The following is a 19,107-nucleotide window of genomic DNA, read 5'->3' on the forward strand; positions in this document are numbered from 1 at the left end:
CCACTACGACGCGCTCGGGGCGGGCGTGCTGCCGCTCATGCCGCGGAGCTGCTGGATGTTCCCGCCGACCTTGTCGCGGGCCTGCTCCAGCAGCTCGGGCTTGGCGCTGACGACCCACTGCGGGCCGACCAGATAGGTGCCCCCGTAGATGGCGGCGGCGTCCAGCCAGGTCAGCTTGAACTTCTCCGCGGGGAAGGTGGTGATGAGGTAGTCGGCCTGCGCCGCGTGGCAGGTGCCCTCGCGCAGTTCGTCGGCGTCGGTGCGGATCTCGGCCTCGCAGCCGATCAGCCCGGCGATCACCTCGACCCTCGCCGGGGCCACGACGCCGGCCGCGGGGGCGGCGGAGAGCTTCGACGGGTCGCTGTTCCCCACGGCGTCCGCGGCGCCGCCCGTGCCCCCGCCGCACGCCGTGACCGGCAGGAGCAGCGCCAGACCGGCGACGAGCGCGGCACCGCGCGGCAGACGGGCGGTGGATGTGCTTCGGCCGGTGGTTCCTCGCTGCGACTGCTGTGACACGTGCCCTCTCCGTGTTCCGGTCCACGCTGTTCCCGTCCGCGCCGGCGGACGGGGTGACGACTGTCCAGAGGTACGGACGGTCCGTGACGGCTGTTCACCCACGCCCGGCCCGGACCTGCCCTGCCCGGCCCGCGGTGATCGCCGATGTCCGACCCGACCGGCACCCGGTCCACAGGGACCGCTTAGCATCACCCGTGATGAGGAGCAGGGCGCCGCTGGCGCAGCGCGGGGACCGCGGCGCGTGGGGGGCCACGCGGACCGCGGCACTGCTGCCTGCCCTGGCCGTGCTCCTCGGCGCGCTGCTGATGTGCCTGGGCCACGGGACGCACGGTGTCGTCGCCCTGCACTCCGCGCCCACGGCGGTCACCGTCTCCCCGAAGCAGCCCACGGCGGTCACCGTCCCCGCGGGGCGGCCGACGGCGGACGGGACGGCCGCGCACCATGGCGGGCGGACCGTGTTCCGGGGTGTCTGCCCGGCGGGCGGCAGTTGCTGCGTCCCGGCCGTCCACGCCGGTGGCGCGGTGCTCGCCGCTCCCGTCCCGACCGCGCCGGCGCTGCTGCGCCGGGTCCCGGGCCCTCCCACCCCACCGGACACCCCCGCCCTCCCCACCGGCCGCCCACCGCCCGGCGCCGCTCCCGACCTCCACGTTCTCCAGGTGCAGCGGACCTGAACGGCCCTGGCCGCACGGCACCCCCACGCCCGCCCACGCGCGCGTGCCGCCGTACGCCGTCCGTCCGCCCGTCGCATCCGCCCCGCCGCACGACGACACCGTGCGGCGGAGAGAGAGGACATCCCCATGAGCAAGACCAGCAAGAAGGCCGCGGCCGCCGGCCGCAAGGAGCGCATCGAGGCGCTGCGCCGCGCCGAGCAGGCCCGCGAGCGGCGCAACCGCGTCATCACCCTCACCCTGAGCACGGTCATCGTCGCCGGACTGATCGGCTGGGGCGTGTACGCGATCAACAGCGCCAACGAGAAGGAGGAGCAGCAGGCAGCCGAGGCGAAGAAGCCGGTGCGGGGCGAGAAGAGCTGGGACGCGAAGAAGCTGACGCAGAACCACGTCAAGGAAGCGGTCGACTACCCGATGAACCCGCCCGTCGGCGGCGACCACCACCAGGCGTGGATGACCTGCGACGGCACGGTCTACACGAAGGCCGTGGCGAACGAGAACGCCGTGCACTCGCTGGAGCACGGCGCGGTGTGGGTCACCTACAACACAAAGGCGGCCGAGGCCGACGTCAAGGCGTTGGCCGACAGGGTCTCCCGGACGCCCTACACGCTGATGAGCCCGGTCGAGGACCAGTCCGGGGCGATCATGCTGTCGGCCTGGGGCCACCAGCTCACCGTGGACAAGGCGTCCGACGCCCGGGTCGAGCAGTTCTTCACCAAGTACGTCCAGGGAGCGCAGACCCCGGAACCCGGTGCCGCCTGCACCAACGGGCTGACCGGCGCGTAGCGGCCGTCGGCGGCACGGGCGCGGGCCGCGTCCGTGCCGCCGCGCATCGCCCGGTCCGGGTGCCGCCCGGGTGGTCCGGGTGCCGCCCGGGTCCGGGTGCCGGTCAGTCCCGCTGGGCGGTCTGCTCCGCGGCCTTCTTGATCGCCTCGCGGATCCGGGAGTACGTGCCGCAGCGGCAGACGTTCTCGATCCGGTCGATGTCGGCGTCGGTGGGCTGCGGCGTCCGCGTGAGCAGGGCGGCCGCCGCCATGATCTGGCCCGGCTGGCAGAACCCGCACTGCGCCACGTCGCGGTCGAGCCAGGCCTGTTGCACGGGGTGCAGCGTGTCGCCGTCGGCCAGGCCCTCGATGGTGGTGACCGCCCGGCCCGCGCAGTCGGCGACCGGTACGACACAGGGCTGGATCTCCGCACCGTCGAGATGGCTCGTGCAGGCGCGGCAGACGCCCACCCCGCAGCCGTACTTGGGCCCGGTGACGTTCAGCAGGTCCCGCAGCACCCACAGCAGCGGCATGTCGTCCGGCGCGTCGACGGTGACCTGCTCGCCGTTCAGGACGAAGGAGTGGGACGGCATCTGCACCTTCCATAATCCGGGATCAGGGGTCTCAGAAGTCCAGGGGGAAGCGGCGCGGTCTGGTGCCGGTGGCGCGGGCGTAGGCGTTGGCGACCGCGGCCGCCGCCGCGGGGACACCGAGTTCGCCCGCGCCGCCCGGCTCCCGCCGCGAGGGCATCAGGTGCGCCTCGAAGTGCAGCGGGGCGTCCCGCTGGCGGGCGTAACGGAAGTCGGCGTAGCTGCTCTCGCGGACCGCTCCCCGGTCGATGTGGAGGCCGGCCGTCAGCACGGTGGAGATGCCGTCGACGGCGGTGCCCATGAGCTGCGCCTCCAGTCCGCGCGGGTTGACGGCCGTCCCGACGTCGGCCGCCATCACCACCCGGGTCACCCGGGGGGCCTTCGGATCGGTGACGTCGATCTCGGCCAGGCAGGCCACGCACGAGCCGTACTCCTCGTGGACGGCGATGCCCTGCGCCTGGCCGGCCGGCAGGGCCCGGCCCCAGTGCCCGGCCGACGCGGCCTTGTTGAGCACGGCTCGCAGGGTCTTGCTCCGCAGTGTCGTACGCCGGAACGCGACCGGGTCCTTGTGCAGGGCCCGCGCCACCTCGTCGACGAGGATCTCCTCGGCGGTGCGCATGGTCCCGGAGTCCACCGACCGCCAGGGCCCGAGGGGGATCGCCGGCAGTTCGACGGAGCCCGAGTCGCCGTCGACACGGCCGAAGTTGTAGAGGCCGCTGTCGCTGGGCAGGGGCCCCTGGGCGCGGGCGACGAGCGCCCTCGCGCCGCCCTGCGCGGACAGCCCCTTTCCGTCGTACGCCTCACTGACCGAGGCCGTCGCATGGGTGAACGCGACGACTCTGCCCCGGGCGTGGCTGGCCCGGATCCGGTGGTGGCTGGCCGGGCGCATCCGGCCGTGCCGGACGTCGTCGGCGCGGCTCCACATCAGTTTGACGGGCCGCCGGGCCGCCTTCGAGATCAGGGCCGCCTCGATCGCCGCGTCGTGGTTCAGCCGCCGGCCGAACGAGCCGCCGCCGCGCAGGACATGGACCTTCACCTTCGCCGCGGACAGTCCGACCGCCGAGGCGACGGCCTCCCGCGCGTCCATCGGGGTCTGGGAGGAGAACCAGATCTCGGCCCGGTCGGCGCGGACGTCCGCCACCGCGGTGAGCACCTCCATCGGGGCGTGGCCGACGAACGCGAACTCGAACTCGCCCTCCGTCTGCGCCGATCCGCTCGGCGGGGTGCCGAGCCGGGGGACGGCGGCCCGCAGCCGGGAGCGGATCGCGGCGTCGGAGAGCGACGCGAGGGGGCCCGGGGCCCAGGTGATCCGCAGCGCGTCCCTGGCCCGGAAGGCATGGTGGAAGGAGTCGGCCACCACGGCGACCCCGCCGGGCACCTTGACGACCGCGTGGACGCCCGGCATGGCGCGCGCCGCCCGGTCGTCGACCGAGACGAGTGTCCCGCCCAGCGTCGGCGGCCGCGCCACCACGGTCGGCTTCGCCCCGGCAACGGCCAGGTCACCGGCGTACTTCGCCTTGCCGGTGACGATGTCCCGGGCGTCGATCCGGGTCGTGGGCGTGCCGATCACCCGGTGCCGGGAGACGGGTTTGGGCCGGCTCGACACGGTGGTCCGGGTGATCCGGGCGGCGCTCGCGGTCAGCGATCCGAAGGTGGCCGAGCGGCCGTCCGGCGCGAACACCTTCGTGTCCCGGGTGCGCAGGGTCCACCCGGGCAGGCCCCAGCGGCGGGCGGCGGCGGTGACCAGTTTGGCGCGCGCCAGGGCGGCCAGTTCGCGGGCCGGGCCGTACAGCGAACGGACCGAGCTGGAACCGCCGGTGTACTGGTTGCCCCGGGCGCGGGCGTCGGCGAGCGGGATGTCGATGTCGCCGAGCCGGGCGTCCAGCTCCTCGGCGATCATCATGGCGACGGCGGTGGTGACACCCTGTCCGACCTCGACGCGCGGCAGCCGGACGACGACCCTGTTGGCCGCGGTGACCTGGAGGACGAGCATCTCCTCGTCGGTGCCGGTGACCAGGACGTCGGACGCCGCGCGGGCGGGTTCGGCGTCGGCCGCGGACGAGGAGTCGCAGCCCAGGGGCGCCGCGACGGTCAGGGTGGACGCCGCGAGCGAGTAGACCATGAATCTGCGGCGGGACAGCGGACGGGCCACCGGACACTCCTCTCCAGGCCTTTCGGGTGGGCGCGGCCTGAACCTCGCCCCGTGCTTCGCCCCGTAGGAGGGCCCGGCGGGCCCGGAGGTTGCCTGCGCGGCGGCGCTCCGTGCGCCGCCGGCCGGCTCGGTCCTGGCCGGCGTCGCGGACGAGCGGGGCGGCCTGGACCCGGAGAAGGGCTGCGATGACCCCCACGACCTGGAGTTCACCGGCACCACCTGCTGCCGGCCCGCGATCCCGGCACCACCTGCTGCCGGCCCGCGATCCCGGCCCCGCCCGTGAGGCCGACGCCGGCTGCGCCGCCGCCTGGCGCGGGCCGGCCCGCGCCCGCCGTACCGCGGGCGGCTCGGCCTGCGGTGAGGCGGCGGCCGGTCGCGGTCCCGCCCGACCGCGACCGGCCCGCGACGGGTCTCGGGGGCCCGTCGGAGGCACGCGGCGCGTTATGATCACGCGCACGCCGGCGGACGACGAGTGACCCCGTACCCAGCCCGCGCACCCAGCTCCCGCACCACGATCGAGGAACCCCGGGATCACCCATGACCGACTCCGGCCATCGGCTCGACACCGTCGCCCACGCCCAGGACGGCACCGCCCTGGCCTGCCAACTCCGGGGGCAGGGATACCCGTTGGTCCTCCTGGCCGGGCAGGCGAACAACCACCACTGGTGGGACCGGGTCCGCGCGGACTTCCATGCCGGCCACTGCACCATCACCCTCGACCAGCGTGGCACCGGGGCCGGCGACAAGCCCGAAGGGCCCTACTCCACACGGCAGTTCGCCGACGACGTGATCGCCGTGCTGAACCGCCTCGGCATCGAGCGGGCCGACGTCTACGGCACCTCCATGGGCGGCCGGGTCGCCCAGTGGGTGGCCGTCCGGTATCCCGAGCGGGTCCGCCGGCTCGTCCTGGGCTGCACCTCGCCCGGCGGCCCGCACGCCGTCGAGCGCGACACGGCCGTACGGCGGGCCCTGGCGCAGGCCGATCCGGCCGCCGCCCGGGAGGCCCTGACCGACCTGATGTACTCCCCCGGCTGGCGGGCCGCGCACCCCGGCCCGTACACCACGCTCGGCGACCCCGGGATGCCCCCGCACGCCCGCCGCGGCCATCTGCTGGCCAGCAACGGGCACGACGCGTGGGACGTCCTGCCCCGGATCACGGCACCCACGCTGATCCTCCACGGCGACCAGGACCGGCTCACCCCGCCGGACAACCTCCCGCTGCTCGCCGCCCGTATCCCCGACGCCCGCACCCGTCTGTTCCCCGGTGCCCGGCACGCCTACTTCGAGGAGTGCCGCGCGGAAGCGGGCGCGCTCGTCACCGAGTTCCTCGCGCGGGGCCTCTGACCGGCTTCCCGCAACGGCAGCCCCCGGAAACCCCAGAACCCCAGAAACCGCTTGCCGGAACCATTGACGGGGTCATGCACACCCCCTATCTTCTGGCCGAAGTTACGAACCTGGTTCGAAATAACGAACAGCACGGCAGAGCAACCCCGAACAGCCCGAGCGACCCGCTCGATCGACCGCACAAGGCGACTTCACGGACAAGGGACGGTCCCGTATGCCTCGGATGGTTCGAAGGCGCCCCGGCGCGCCCGCAACACGGCGCAGACCCCTGCTCGTCTGCGTACTCGCGCTCCTCGTCGCCCTGGTGGCGGCGACCCAGCCGGTGTCCGCGGCGGACGGCCGCCCGTACACCAACCCGGTCAAGTCGGCCAAGGGCGCCGACCCCTGGCTGGAGTACTACGACGGCAACTACTACCTGGTCACCACCACGTTCACCGGCGTCCTCGCCATGCGCAAGGCGCCGACGCTGGCGGGCCTGGCGACCGCGCCCAGCGTGCAGGTGTGGTCGGACACCACCTCGACCCGCAACACCAACATCTGGGCACCGGAGATCCACCGGTTCAACGGCAAGTGGTACCTGTACTACTCGGCCGGGCAGAGCGGCGTCGCCTGCTGCGACTCCCAGCGCACCCATGTCCTGGAGAGCGCCGGCACCGACCCGCTGGGCCCGTACACGTACAAGGGCTCGCTCACCGGCTCCAATCTCACGCCGGGCGGCTGGCTGATCGACGCGAGCGTGCTCCAGGCGAACGGCAATCTGTATCTCGTCGGATCCGGCTTCGTGAACGGCGGCACGCAGAGCCTGGTCATCGCGCCGATGAGCAATCCGTACACGCTCTCCAGCAGCACCTTCACGGTCATCTCCAGCCCCACGCTGAGCTGGGAGACCTCGGGCGCGCCGGTCAACGAGGGGCCGGAGCCGCTGTATCACGACGGCCGTACCTTCCTGACCTTCTCCGCAAGTTACTGCCAGACGGCCGACTACAAGCTGGGGCTGCTCGAACTGACCGGTTCCGACCCGCTGAACGCGGCGTCCTGGAAGAAGACCCAGACCCCCGTGTTCCAGCGCAACGACGCCGCCGGCGTCTACGGCCCCGGTCACAACGGCTTCTTCAGCTCGCCGGACGGCACCGAGAACTGGATCGTCTACCACGCCAACTCCTCGTCCGGCGGGGGCTGCGGCAACGGGCGGACCACCCGGGCCCAGAAGTTCACCTGGAACGCCGACGGCACGCCGAACTTCGGCACGCCGGTGGCGCTCGGCACGACACTCCCGGGCCCGTCCGGCGAGACGGCGGCGACCCCCACGTCGTACACCCTGGTGAACCGCAACAGCGGCAAGTGCCTGGATCTGTCGGGCGGCTCCACCGCCAACGGCACGAACGTCTTCCAGTGGAGCTGCACCGGCGGGACCAATCAGAAGTGGCGGATCGAGGATCTGGCCGACGACACCAGCCGGCTGGTGAACGTGGCCGGGGGCGGGGTGCTGGACACCGCCGACTGCTCCGGCGCCGACGGCGCCGATCTGCGCCAGTGGTCGTGGCTGAACAACAAGTGCCAGCGGTTCCGGCTCGTCCACACCGCGAGCGGCGACTACGTGCGGATCGTCAACGAGAACAGCGGCAAGGTCGCCGACGTGGCGGACTGCGGCACCGTGAACGGCACCGACGTACGGCAGTGGACCTGGCTGGACAACACCTGCCAGCAGTGGCGCCTCGTGCCCACCGCCTGACCCCCTCCGCCCAGCACTCCCCCCCCCCCCGCATCAGGAGAATTCCCTTGAGACGCAACGCCGTACGGCTGTTCCTGGCCGTCCTCGTCGCCCTCGCGGCCGTGCTCACCGGCACGGCCGCCCCCGCCCAGGCCGCCGTACCGGAATCCCCCGCCGTGACCTACACCAACCCGATCGCCGCGCAGCGCGCCGACCCGCACATCTTCCGGCACACCGACGGCTACTACTACTTCACCGCCACGGTCCCCGAGTACGACCGCATCGTGCTGCGCCGGGCCACGACGATCCAGGGCCTGTCGACGGCCCAGGAGGTCACCGTCTGGACCAGGCACACCAGCGGGATCATGGGCGCCCACATCTGGGCACCGGAGATCCACTTCATCGACGGCAAGTGGTACGTGTACTTCGCGGCCGGCGCCACCGACGACGTGTGGGCGATCCGGATGTACGTCCTGGAGGGCACCGGCAGCAACCCGCTGACCGCGACATGGACCGAGAAGGGCCAGATCAGAACCACCTGGGAGAGCTTCTCCCTCGACGCCACGACCTTCACCGTGGGCGGGGTGCGCTATCTCGCCTGGGCGCAGCGCAATCCGGCCGAGGACAACAACACCAGCCTGTTCATCGCGAAGATGGCCAACCCCTGGACGATCTCCGGCACTCCGGCGGAGATCTCCCGGCCGACGCTGTCCTGGGAGACGGTCGGCTACAAGGTCAACGAGGGTCCCGCGCTCGTCCAGCACGGCGACAAGGTCTTCATGACCTACTCGGCGAGCGCCACCGACGCCAACTACTGCCTGGGGCTGCTGACCGCGTCCGCGACGGCGGACCTCACCGCGCCGGCGTCCTGGACGAAGAGCGCGTCGCCCGTGTTCACGTCGAACGCCGCGACCTCGCAGTACGGGCCGGGACACAACTCGTTCACCGTGTCCGAGGACGGAAAGTCGGACATCCTCGTCTACCACGACCGCAGCTACAAGGACATCAGCGGCGACCCGCTGAACGACCCCAACCGCCGCACGCGCGTGCAGAAGGTGTACTGGAAGGCCGACGGCACGCCCGACTTCGGCGTCCCGGTCGCCGACGGCGTCACCCCGCAGCGGTTCTCCTCCTTCAACTACGCGGACCGTTTCGTCCGGCACTGGGAGTACCGCGCCAGGATCGAGGCGAACGTCAGCCCGCTCGCGGACTCGCAGTTCCGGGAGGTTGCCGGGCTCGCCGGCACCGGCACGGTCGCGCTGGAGTCGGCCAACTTCCCCGGCTACTACCTGCGGCACAAGAACTTCGAGGTGTGGCTGGAGAAGAACGAGGGCACGGCGGCCTTCGCCTCCGACGCGAGCTTCTACCGTCGGGCCGGCCTCGCGGACTCGGCGGGGGTCTCGTACGAGTCGTACAACTACGCCGGCCGGTACGTCCGCCACTACAACTACGCGCTGTACGTGCAGACACCGAGCACGGCCACGGACCGCGGGGACGCCACCTTCTACGCCCAGTGAGGCGCCGGACGGCATGATCCGGAGACTATACATAGCGTGTATACACGCTATGTATAGTCTCGGCATGCCTTCTCTGACCAGGAAGATGAAGAACACGGGGGCCGGGTTGCGTGCCGTCGCCGTCTCGGTGGCGGCCGCTTCGCTGGCGGTCGTCCTCACCGGCTGCGGCGGACTCGACACCACCGCGCCGAGCTCCGTCCGCGCCGAGCCCGCGACCACCACCCAGGCCGCCCGGTTCGGCTCCGTCGACTGCCGCGAGGCGAAGTGCATCGCCCTCACCTTCGACGCCGGACCCAGCGAGAACTCCGCACGACTGCTGGACATCCTGAAGGAGAAACAGGTACCGGCGACGTTCTTCCTGCTGGGGAAGCGGCACATCGAGAAGTACCCGGAACTCGTCGAGCGCATGGCCGCCGAGGGCCACGAGGTGGCCAGCCACACCTGGGACCACAAGATCCTCACCGACCTGGGCGAGGACGAGATACGCGAGGAACTCCGGCGCCCCAACGACGCGATAGAGCGCCTCACCGGCCGCGCGCCCACCCTGATGCGCCCGCCGCAGGGCCGCACCGACGACACCGTGCACAAGATCTCCCGCGAGCTGGGCCTCGCCGAGGTGCTGTGGACGGTGACCGCCAAGGACTACACGACGACCGACTCCGACCTGATCCGTGAGCGCGTCCTCGACCAGGCCGGCCGCGACGGCATCATCCTGCTGCACGACATCTACGACGGCACCGTGCCGGCCGTGCCCGGGATCATCGACGCGCTGAAGGAACGCGGGTACGTGTTCGTCACCGTGCCCCAGCTGCTGGCGCCCGGCGAGGCGAAGCCGGGCGAGGTCTACCGCTGACACCCCGGCCCGGGTGCGGCCACGTCACATGCCCGCGCCACTGCGCCAACGGTGTGACCCGAGGGGGAACGGTCCACCGGGCCGCGCGGACTCCCTACGATCACTGTGTGGTCACCTTCCAGCTCGAACGCACGGTCCCCCTCCCCCTGAAGGAGGCGTGGCGCCGGCTCACCGAGTGGCAGCGGCACGGCGATGTCGTCCCGCTGACCCGCGTCACCGTCGTCACTCCCCCGCCGACCCGCGAGGGCACGGTGTTCGTGGCGCGCACGGGCCGGGGCCCGTTCGCCTTCGACGACCGGATGGAGGTCACCGTGTGGTGTCCGCCGACCGAGGACGAACCCGGCCTGTGCCGGCTGGAGAAGCGCGGCCGGGTCGTCATGGGCTGGGCCGAGATCGAGGTCCGGCCCGGCCCCGGCGGCCGGGCACGGGTGATCTGGCGGGAGGAACTGCGCGTACGCCTCCTGCCCTCCCCCCTCGACCCGCTGCTGCGGGCCGCGTCCCGGCGGATGTTCGGCCGCGCGGTCAACCGTCTGCTGCGCCGCCCCTGACCCTCGGCGGACCCCGCCCGTGCGGTCTGGGCAACGGCGTCGACCGCATGCCAGGGTGGGTCCATGGCGGACACGGGGGAGATCGAGGCACTGGCGGCGGACGGTCTGCGGTGGCTGCTGGCGGCCGCGCGGGACACCGGGAACGGCGGACTCGGATGGCCCGTCAGGCCGTCGGACGGCGAGGTCGATCCGATGCTGTACAACGGCACCGCAGGGGTGGTTCCGGTGCTGCTGGAGGCGTGGCGGCACTTCGGGGACGACACGTACGCGGACGGCGCCCTGCGCGCGGCCCGTTCCCTGGCCGACGCGGTCGACGGCCATCCGGACGACTCGCTCTACTTCGGCCGCACCGGGATCGCGCTCGTCCTGCGCGCCGTCCACCGTGAACTCGACTGCCCGGCCGCCGGCCTGGCGGCCGCTCGGGCCCTGGAGGGGGTGCGGGCGCGGTTCGACGGGACGCGCTGGGGCGAGCTGTTCGAGCTGATGGGCGGCAACGCGGGGATCGGGCTGGGGGCCTGGGCGGCCGGGGACGCGGAGCTGGCGCTGCTCGCGCTGGAGCCGTACGCGCGGACGGCCGAGCGCACCCCCGCGGGCGTCACCTGGGAGTTCAGGGCAGGGGTGGCGGAGCGGCTGCACCATGTCTCGCACGGCACCCTCGGGATCGTGTACGCCCTCGCCGCGGTCGGGACGGCCGCCGGGCGCGCCGATCTGGTCGGCCTGGCGCGGGCCGGGGCGGCCGATGTCGTGGCCCGGGACGAGGGCGGTCCCGACGGGTTGCTGATCCCGCACTCCGACCCGCCGTACCGGCCCGACGCCACCCGGCGGCACAGCTACGGCTGGTGCCACGGTCCGGCCGGGGACGCCCAGGTGTTCCGGCTGCTGCGGGACGCCCTCGGTGAGCCCGGGTGGGCGGAACTCGCCGGCCGCTGCTGGCACACCGTCACGCACTCCGGGCTGCCGCGGCGCCTGTGGCCGGGCTTCTGGGACAACAACGGCCGTTGCTGCGGCACCGCGGGCGTACTGGCGCTGGCCTGCGACCGGATCGCCGAGCAGGGCGACTCCCCCGACTTCGCCCACGTCCTGGCCACGGACCTCCTCGATCGCGCGACACGGGACGCGCGGGGCGCACGCTGGTCCAACGTCGAGCACCGGTCCGACCCGAGCGCGCTGGAGCCGCAGACCGGGTGGGCGATGGGCAACGCGGGCATCGTCCGGGAGCTGCTGCGGTACACCCGGGTCGCCCGGGGCGGCGACCCCGCCTACACGTTCACCTGGCCCGACCAGCCGGTGCCACGGCCTCGCACCACGGACGAGCGGCCGGTGCCACGGCCTCGCACCACGGACGACCGGCCGGTTACGCGGCCTCGCGCCACGGACGACCGACCGTTGCCGCGGCCTCGCGCCACGGACGACCGGCGGCCGGTGCCACCGTCTCAGGCCACCGAGCCGATGCGTCCGGCGGGGGCCGATGTCACGTCGTGATGGATCGGCGTGTGCGCACCGGTCAGGGAGATCCCGCTGCCGCCGCGCCGGTTCGCGACGATCTCCGCGGCGATCGACAGTGCCGTCTCCTCGGGTGTGCGGGCGCCCAGGTCCAGGCCGATGGGTGAGCGCAGCCGGGCCAGCTCCAGTTCGGTGACGCCGACCTCGCGCAGGCGCTCGTTGCGCTCCAGGTGCGTACGGCGCGAGCCCATCGCGCCGACGTACGCGACCGGGAGGCGCAGGGCCAGCCGGAGCAGGGGCACGTCGAACTTGGCGTCATGGGTGAGGACGCACAGGACGGTCCTGGAGTCGACCTCGGTGCGTTCGAGGTAGGTGTGCGGCCACTCGACGACGATCTCGTCCGCCTCCGGGAAGCGGGCCTTCGTCGCGAAGACGGGGCGGGCGTCGCACACCGTCACATGATGGCCGAGGAACTTGCCGATCCGGACCAGCGCGGACGCGAAGTCGATCGCGCCGAACACGATCATCCGGGGCGGGGGGACGGAGGACTCGACGAGGACGGTGAGCGGGGCACCGCAGCGGGAGCCCTGTTCGCCGATCTCCAGGGTGCCGGTGCGGCCCGCATCGAGGAAGGCGCCGGCCTCGGCGGCCACGGTGCGGTCGAGTTCGGGATGGCCGCCGAAACCCCCTTCACCACGGCCGTCGGGATGGATCAGCAGCGCGCGGCCGACGAGGTCCGCCGGGCCGGTCACGATCCGGGCCAGGGCGGACGCCGTTCCGCTCGCGGCGGCTTCGAGGGCGGCCGCGACCACCGGGCGGACCGGGTCGCCGGCCCGCACCGGTGTGACGAGGATGTCGATGACGCCGCCGCAGGTGAGGCCCACGGCGAAGGCGTCGTCGTCGCTGTAGCCGAAGCGTTCGAGGACGGGTTCGCCGTCCTGGAGCGCCTGTTGGCACAGTTCGTACACCGCGCCCTCCACACAGCCGCCGGAGACCGAGCCGACGGCCGTTCCGTCGGTGTCCACCGCGAGGGCGGCGCCCGGCCGGCGGGGTGCGCTGCCGCCGACCGCCACCACCGTGGCGACGGCGAAGTCACGTCCCTGCTCGATCCACCGGTTCAGCTCCTCGGCGATGTCCAGCATGTCTCGGTCTCCTTGACGGCGGTGGTGCGGCGGTCGGCGGTCCGGGCGGCGCAGGTCCGCCTCGGTGCCGGGCGCCTAGTGGACGCCCAGCCAGCTCTCGATGGGATGGAGGGCGAAATAGACCAGGAAGATCCCGGTGAGGACCCACATGAAGGCCCCGATCTCCCGCGCCTTGCCCTGGGCGGTCTTGATGGCGACGTGGGAGATGACGCCGGCGGCCACGCCGGTGGTGATGGTGTAGGTGAAGGGCATCAGGACGACGGTGAGGAAGACCGGGATCGCGGTGGCCCGGTCGGCCCAGTCGACGTGCCGGGCGTTCATCAGCATCATCGCGCCGATGACGACCAGGGCGGCGGACGCCACCTCCTGCGGGACGATCGCGGTGAGCGGGGTGAAGAACAGGCAGGCGGCGAAGAAGGCGCCGGTGACGACCGAGGCGAGTCCGGTACGGGCTCCCTCGCCGACGCCGGTCGCCGACTCGATGAACACGGTCTGGCCGGAGCCGCCCGCGACACCGCCGATCGCTCCGCCGGCGCCGTCGATGAACAGGGCCTTGGACAGGCCCGGCATCCGGCCCTTGTCGTCGGCGAGCTTCGCCTCGGTGCCGACGCCGATGATGGTGGCCATCGCGTCGAAGAAGCCCGCGAGGACCAGCGTGAAGACGATCATGCCGACGGTCATCGCGCCGACCTCGCCCCAGCCGCCGAACTCGACGTCCCCGAAGAGCGAGAAGTCGGGCATGGAGACGGCGCTGCCGTGCAGTTCGGGGGCGCCGGCCGCCCACTGCCCGGGGTCGACGACCCCGGTGGCGTTCAGGACGGCGGCGACGGCCGTGCCGCCGACGATGCCGATGAGGATGGCGCCGGGGACGTCGCGGGCCTGGAGCATGAAGATCAGCAGCAGGGTGCCGGCGAACAACAGGACGGGCCAGCCCGCCAGTTCACCCGCCGGGCCGAGGGTGACCGGGGTCGCCTCGCCCTGGTGCACGAAGCCGGACTTGTAGAAGCCGATGAGGGCGATGAACAGGCCGATGCCCATGGTGATGCCGTGCTTCAGGGCGAGCGGGATCGCATTCATGATCATCTCGCGCAGGCCGGTGACGACCAGCAGCATGATGACCACGCCGTACATCACGCACATGCCCATCGCCTGCGGCCAGGTCATCTCCGGGGCGACCTGGGAGGACAGGACTCCGGAGACGGAGAGGCCGGCGGCCAGGGCGAGCGGCACCTTGCCGGCGAAGCCCATCAGCAGCGTGGTGAAGGCCGCGGCGAACGCGGTCGCGGTGATCAGCGCCTTCTGGCCGAGCGTGTCGCCCGCCGCGTCCTTGCCGGACAGGATCAGGGGGTTGAGCAGCAGGATGTACGCCATCGCCATGAAGGTGGTGACGCCGCCGCGCACCTCGCGTGCGACGGTGGATCCCCGCCGGGATATGTGGAAGTACCGGTCGAGCCAGGACCGTCCGGCCGGGACGCGGGTACCTTCGCCCGCGTCGTCGGCAGTGGTCCTCGGCTCCGTTGACTGCTGGGTCATGTGGGGCCTACTCCCAAGGTTCATAGGGGCACCCGCGTGCGACCGCCGCCTGACGGCAGGTCAGCCGCCGTGGCGGCTGCGGGATTTGGGAAGGTGCTTCGGCCGCACGACCCGGGGGACGGCCCGAGACGAACGATCTGAGGTGCTCCGGGCGGCGCGGAGCTGTGACGTTCCGTGCGCCGCCCGGAGATTTCGGTGTTACGCCGTGCCGGTGAGGTGTTCCGGCCGGACCGGCGTCCTGTTCAGCTCCAGCCCGGTCGCGTTCCTGATGGCCGCGAGGACCGCCGGGGTGGACGACAGGGTCGGGGCCTCGCCGATGCCGCGCAGCCCGTACGGGGCGTGGTCGTCGGCGAGTTCGAGCACGTCGACGGGGATGGTCGGCGTGTCGAGGATGGTGGGGATGAGGTAGTCCGTGAAGGAGGGGTTGCGCACCTTCGCCGTCTTCGGGTCGACGATGATCTCCTCCATGACGGCCACGCCGAGACCCTGGGTCGTGCCGCCCTGGATCTGGCCGACGACGGACAGCGGGTTGAGCGCCTTGCCGACGTCCTGCGCGCAGGCCAGTTCGATCACCTTGACCAGGCCCAGCTCGGTGTCGACCTCGACGACGGCCCGGTGGGCGGCGAAGCTGTACTGCACATGCCCGTTGCCCTGGCCGGTGCGCAGGTCGAAGGGCTCGGTCGGCCGGTGCCGCCACTCCGCCTCGACCTCCACGGCCTCCTCGCCGAGGACGTCCACCAGGTCCGCGAGGACCTCGCCGCCGTCGGTGACGACCTTGCCGCCCTCCAGGAGCAGTTCGGCGGTGGCCCAGGCGGGGTGGTACGTCCCGAACCTGCGGCGGCCGGTCTCCAGGACCTTCTCGCGGACCAGCTCGCAGGCGTTCTTCACCGCGCCGCCGGTGACATAGGTCTGCCGGGAGGCCGAGGTGGAGCCCGCGGAGCCGACCTGGGTGTCCGCCGGGTGGATGGTGACCTGGGCGACGCCCAGCTCGGTGCGGGCGATCTGCGCGTGGACGGTGACTCCGCCCTGGCCGACCTCCGCCATCGCCGTGTGCACGGTGGCCACGGCCTCGCCGGCGATGACCTCCATCCGGACCCTGGCGGTGGAGTAGTCGTCGAAGCCCTCGGAGAAGCCGACGTTCTTGATGCCGACCGCGTAACCGATACCGCGGACGACCCCCTCGCCGTGGGTGGTGTTGGACAGGCCGCCGGGCAGCTGGCGTACGTCGGCGCCCTCGCTGCTCTCCCACTGGCGCTCCGGCGGCAGCGGCATCGCGCTGACCCGGCGCAGGAGTTCGGCGACGGGGGCGGGCGAGTCCACCGGCTGTCCGGTCGGCAGGAGCGTGCCCTGCTCCATGGCGTTGCGCCGGCGGAACTCCACCGGGTCCAGGCCGAGTTCCTTCGCCACCTTGTCCATCTGCGCCTCGTAGGCGAAGCACGCCTGGACCGCGCCGAAGCCGCGCATCGCGCCGCAGGGCGGGTTGTTGGTGTAGAGCGCGATCGCCTCGATGTCGACGTCGTCGACGACGTACGGGCCGATGCCGAGCGAGGAGGCGTTTCCGACGACGGCCGGGGAGGCGGAGGCGTACGCGCCGCCGTCCAGGACGATCCGGCACCTGACGTGGGTCAGTTTGCCGTCTCGGGTGGCGCCGTGCTCGTAGTACAGCTTGGCCGGGTGGCGGTGGACGTGGCCGAAGAAGGACTCGAAACGGTTGTAGACGATCTTGACGGGTTTTCCGGTGCGCAGGGCGAGCAGGCAGGCGTGGATCTGCATGGACAGGTCCTCGCGGCCGCCGAACGCGCCGCCGACGCCGGCCAGTGTCATCCGCACCTTGTTCTCGGGCAGGCCGAGGACGGGCGCGATCTGGCGCAGGTCGGAGTGCAGCCACTGGGTGGCGATGTAGAGGTGGACGCCGCCGTCCTCCTCGGGCACGGCGAGGCCGGACTCGGGGCCGAGGAAGGCCTGGTCCTGCATGCCGAAGGTGTACTCGCCCTTGACGATCACGTCGGCCCGCCCGGCGGCCCGGTCGGCGTCGCCGCGGACGATCGGCTGGCGGTGGACGACGTTCGGGTGCGGGACGTGGCCGATGTGGTGGTCGTCGCGGTTCTCGTGGACGAGGATCGCGTCCGGGGCGGTCGCGGAGGCCTCGTCGGTGATGACGGGCAGCTCGCGGTACTCGACCTTGATCTTCGCGGCGGCGCGGCGGGCGGTCTCCGGGTGGTCGGCGGCGACGATGGCGACCGGCTCGCCGTGGTGGCGGACCTTGCCGTGGGCCAGGACCGGGGTGTCCTGGATCTCCAGGCCGTAGTTCTTCACCTCGGTCGGCAGGTCGTCGTACGTCATGACGGCGTACACGCCGGGGGTGGCGAGGGCCTCGGAGGTGTCCAGGGAGACGATCTCGGCGTGGGCGACCGTGGAGCGCAGGATCTGGCCCCAGAGCATGTCCTCGTGCCACATGTCGGACGAGTACGCGAACTCGCCGGTGACCTTGAGGATGCCGTCCGGGCGGAGGGTCGACTCGCCGATCCCGCCCTTGGTCTGCGAGCCCTGGGTGATCTTGGTGGGAGCGCCGGTGGGGGCACCGCCCTGGTCGAGCGACGTCGAGAGCTTGGGGGAGGGCATCGGGTCAGACCGCCTCTCCCTGCCGGGCGGCCGCGAGGCGGACCGCGTCCATGATCTTCTCGTAGCCGGTGCAGCGGCACAGGTTGCCCGAGAGGGCCTCGCGGATGTCCGCGTCCGTGGGGTTGGGGTTGCGCTCCAGCATCTCGTCGGCGGCGACCAGCAGACCGGGCGTGCAGAAACCGCACTGGACGGCGCCGGCGTCGATGAACGCCTGCTGGACGGGGGAGAGTTCGGTGCCCTCTCCGGTCTGCGAGTCGCTGCCCCGGGCCTGCCAGTTCCTGGCCTCGTCGAGCGAGGTGCCGGACGGGGCCTCGCCGCCGCAGGCGCCTCTCGCGCACCCCTTCTCGGCGCGGTCGCGGGCGTAGTCCGCGAGGCCCTCGACGGTGACGACCTCGCGACCCTCGACCTGGCCGGCCGCGACCAGGCAGGAACACACCGGCACACCGTCCAGGCGGACGGTGCAGGAGCCGCACTCGCCCTGCTCGCAGGCGTTCTTGGAGCCGGGCAGGCCCAGCCGCTCACGCAGGACGTAGAGCAGGCTCTCGCCCTCCCACACGTCGTCGGCCTCCTGCGGCCGTCCGTTGACAGTGAAGTTGACGCGCATCACGCAGCTCCCTCGGTGTGGCGGCGGGCGCCGCGGTAGGACTCCCAGGTCCAGGTCAGCGTGCGGCGGGCCATGACGCCGACGGCGTGCCGGCGGTAGCTCGCGGTGCCCCGGACGTCGTCGATCGGGTTGCAGGCGGCGGAGCAGAGGTCCGCGAACTGCTTGGCGACCGACGGGGTGATGATCTTCCCGTTGTCCCAGAAGCCGCCTTCCTCGAGCGCCGCGTCGAGGAAGTCCTCCGCGACCTTCGCCCGGACGGGGGTGGGGGCGGCGGATCCGATGCCGGTGCGGACGGAGCGGGTGTCCGGGTGCAGGGCGAGGCCGAAGGCGCAGACCGCGATGACCATGGCGTTGCGGGTGCCGACCTTGGAGTACTGCTGGGGGCCGTCGGCCTTTTTGACGTGGACGGCGCGGATCAGCTCGTCGGGGGCGAGCGCGTTGCGCTTCACCCCGGTGTAGAAGTCGTCGATCGGGATGAGCCGGGTGCCCCGTACGGACGCGGCCTCGACCTCGGCGCCGGCCGCGAGGAGGGCGGGGTGGGCGTCGCCGGCCGGGGAGGCGGTGCCGAGATTGCCACCGACGCCGCCGCGGTTGCGGATCTGCGGGGAGGCCACGGTGTGGGAGGCGAGGGCCAGGCCCGGGAGTTCGGAGCGCAGGTTCTCCATGATCCGCGAGTAGGGCACGGAGGCCCCGAGCCGCACGCTGTCGTCGCCGACCTCCCACTCGTAGAGGTCACCGATGCGGTTGAGGTCGAGGAGGTACTCGGGCCGCCGGTGGTCGAAGTTGATCTCGACCATCACATCGGTGCCACCCGCAATCGGCACAGCGGTGGGGTGCTCGGCCTTCGCGGCGAGCGCCTCCTCCCAGCTGGCGGGGCGAAGGAAGTCCATGACCGGCTCTCTTCTTCGTCTCGTGAGTCTCGTGAGTCGTCTCGTTCGAGCCAGAATCGGGTGCGGCGGGCCCGGCTCGTTCATGTGCTGTTCACGCGGAGTGGGGCCAGTACACAGCGCGACACTCCGGCGGTGTCAGTCACGGAAACCATGAAGGAGTTGGCTGGTCGGGGCAGCCATCTTGTAGATTCGTATGAACGGAGGCCCTCA

The 19,107-nt window shown here is 72.4% G+C and carries 16 protein-coding genes; 8 read left to right on the plus strand and 8 right to left on the minus strand.

Annotation, left to right across the window (positions count from 1 at the left end; genetic code table 11):
• Positions 1–3 precede the first annotated feature (3 nt).
• The gene (locus tag IE275_RS20145; RefSeq protein WP_189712723.1) at positions 4–516 is read right to left on the minus strand and encodes a hypothetical protein; all 513 of its coding nucleotides are present in this window, start codon (positions 514–516) and stop codon (positions 4–6) included.
• A gap of 197 nt (positions 517–713) precedes the next feature.
• On the opposite strand from IE275_RS20145, the gene IE275_RS20150 reads away from it, so the two are divergent.
• Complete coding sequence (locus tag IE275_RS20150) at positions 714–1,187, plus strand: hypothetical protein (protein ID WP_189712724.1); 474 nt, start codon at positions 714–716, stop codon at positions 1,185–1,187.
• A 126-nt stretch (positions 1,188–1,313) separates the two neighbouring features.
• Entirely contained in the window at positions 1,314–1,970 is a 657-nt protein-coding gene (locus tag IE275_RS20155) for a thioredoxin-like domain-containing protein (RefSeq protein ID WP_189712725.1), read from the plus strand.
• A 103-nt stretch (positions 1,971–2,073) separates the two neighbouring features.
• On the opposite strand, the gene IE275_RS20160 is transcribed toward IE275_RS20155, so the two are convergent.
• Both IE275_RS20160 and IE275_RS20165 read right to left on the minus strand, forming a co-directional pair.
• Positions 2,074–2,541 (minus strand): (2Fe-2S)-binding protein, encoded by a 468-nt coding sequence (locus IE275_RS20160; RefSeq protein ID WP_189712726.1) that lies wholly within the window; start codon positions 2,539–2,541, stop codon positions 2,074–2,076.
• 31 nt (positions 2,542–2,572) lie between these two features.
• Positions 2,573–4,660 carry a xanthine dehydrogenase family protein molybdopterin-binding subunit gene (locus IE275_RS20165; protein WP_189712807.1) on the minus strand — a complete coding sequence of 696 codons (2,088 nt, stop codon included), beginning with the start codon at positions 4,658–4,660 and terminating at the stop codon, positions 2,573–2,575.
• A 567-nt stretch (positions 4,661–5,227) separates the two neighbouring features.
• Here IE275_RS20165 and IE275_RS20170 point away from each other — a divergent pair.
• From IE275_RS20170 to IE275_RS20195, 6 genes are all read left to right on the plus strand, one after another.
• Positions 5,228–6,034 (plus strand): alpha/beta fold hydrolase, encoded by an 807-nt coding sequence (locus IE275_RS20170; RefSeq protein ID WP_189712727.1) that lies wholly within the window; start codon positions 5,228–5,230, stop codon positions 6,032–6,034.
• Between the two features lie 223 nt (positions 6,035–6,257).
• Positions 6,258–7,766, plus strand: coding sequence for a family 43 glycosylhydrolase (locus IE275_RS20175; RefSeq protein ID WP_189712728.1), 1,509 nt, complete (start codon positions 6,258–6,260; stop codon positions 7,764–7,766).
• A 47-nt stretch (positions 7,767–7,813) separates the two neighbouring features.
• Positions 7,814–9,262 (plus strand): family 43 glycosylhydrolase, encoded by a 1,449-nt coding sequence (locus tag IE275_RS20180; protein ID WP_189712729.1) that lies wholly within the window; start codon positions 7,814–7,816, stop codon positions 9,260–9,262.
• 64 nt (positions 9,263–9,326) lie between these two features.
• Positions 9,327–10,115 (plus strand): polysaccharide deacetylase family protein, encoded by a 789-nt coding sequence (locus IE275_RS20185; protein WP_373299257.1) that lies wholly within the window; start codon positions 9,327–9,329, stop codon positions 10,113–10,115.
• Positions 10,116–10,222: 107 nt separating this feature from the next.
• The gene (locus IE275_RS20190; RefSeq protein WP_189712731.1) at positions 10,223–10,663 is read left to right on the plus strand and encodes an SRPBCC family protein; all 441 of its coding nucleotides are present in this window, start codon (positions 10,223–10,225) and stop codon (positions 10,661–10,663) included.
• Between the two features lie 63 nt (positions 10,664–10,726).
• The gene (locus IE275_RS20195) at positions 10,727–12,145 is read left to right on the plus strand and encodes a lanthionine synthetase LanC family protein (protein ID WP_189712732.1); all 1,419 of its coding nucleotides are present in this window, start codon (positions 10,727–10,729) and stop codon (positions 12,143–12,145) included.
• Here the strand turns inward: IE275_RS20195 and IE275_RS20200 are convergent.
• The 5 genes from IE275_RS20200 to IE275_RS20220 form a co-directional block, all read right to left on the minus strand.
• A complete protein-coding gene (locus IE275_RS20200; protein ID WP_189712733.1) occupies positions 12,097–13,248 on the minus strand; it encodes an XdhC family protein in 1,152 nt (383 codons plus the stop codon). The genes IE275_RS20195 and IE275_RS20200 overlap by 49 nt on opposite strands.
• A 75-nt stretch (positions 13,249–13,323) precedes the next feature.
• On the minus strand, positions 13,324–14,781 hold the full coding sequence (locus IE275_RS20205) for an NCS2 family permease (protein ID WP_189712734.1): 1,458 nt from the start codon (positions 14,779–14,781) through the stop codon (positions 13,324–13,326).
• A 198-nt stretch (positions 14,782–14,979) separates the two neighbouring features.
• Positions 14,980–17,403 (minus strand): xanthine dehydrogenase family protein molybdopterin-binding subunit, encoded by a 2,424-nt coding sequence (locus tag IE275_RS20210; protein WP_189712735.1) that lies wholly within the window; start codon positions 17,401–17,403, stop codon positions 14,980–14,982.
• A 4-nt stretch (positions 17,404–17,407) separates the two neighbouring features.
• Positions 17,408–18,007, minus strand: a complete 600-nt coding sequence (locus IE275_RS20215; RefSeq protein ID WP_189712736.1) for a (2Fe-2S)-binding protein — start codon at positions 18,005–18,007, stop codon at positions 17,408–17,410.
• Positions 18,007–18,897: an FAD binding domain-containing protein gene (locus tag IE275_RS20220; protein ID WP_189712737.1), complete on the minus strand. Its 891-nt coding sequence runs from the start codon at positions 18,895–18,897 to the stop codon at positions 18,007–18,009. Before IE275_RS20220 ends, IE275_RS20215 begins: the two co-directional genes overlap by 1 nt.
• Between the last annotated feature and the right edge of the window lie 210 nt (positions 18,898–19,107).

The organism is Streptomyces phaeofaciens, assembly GCF_014648915.1.
Classification (GTDB): domain Bacteria; phylum Actinomycetota; class Actinomycetes; order Streptomycetales; family Streptomycetaceae; genus Streptomyces; species Streptomyces phaeofaciens.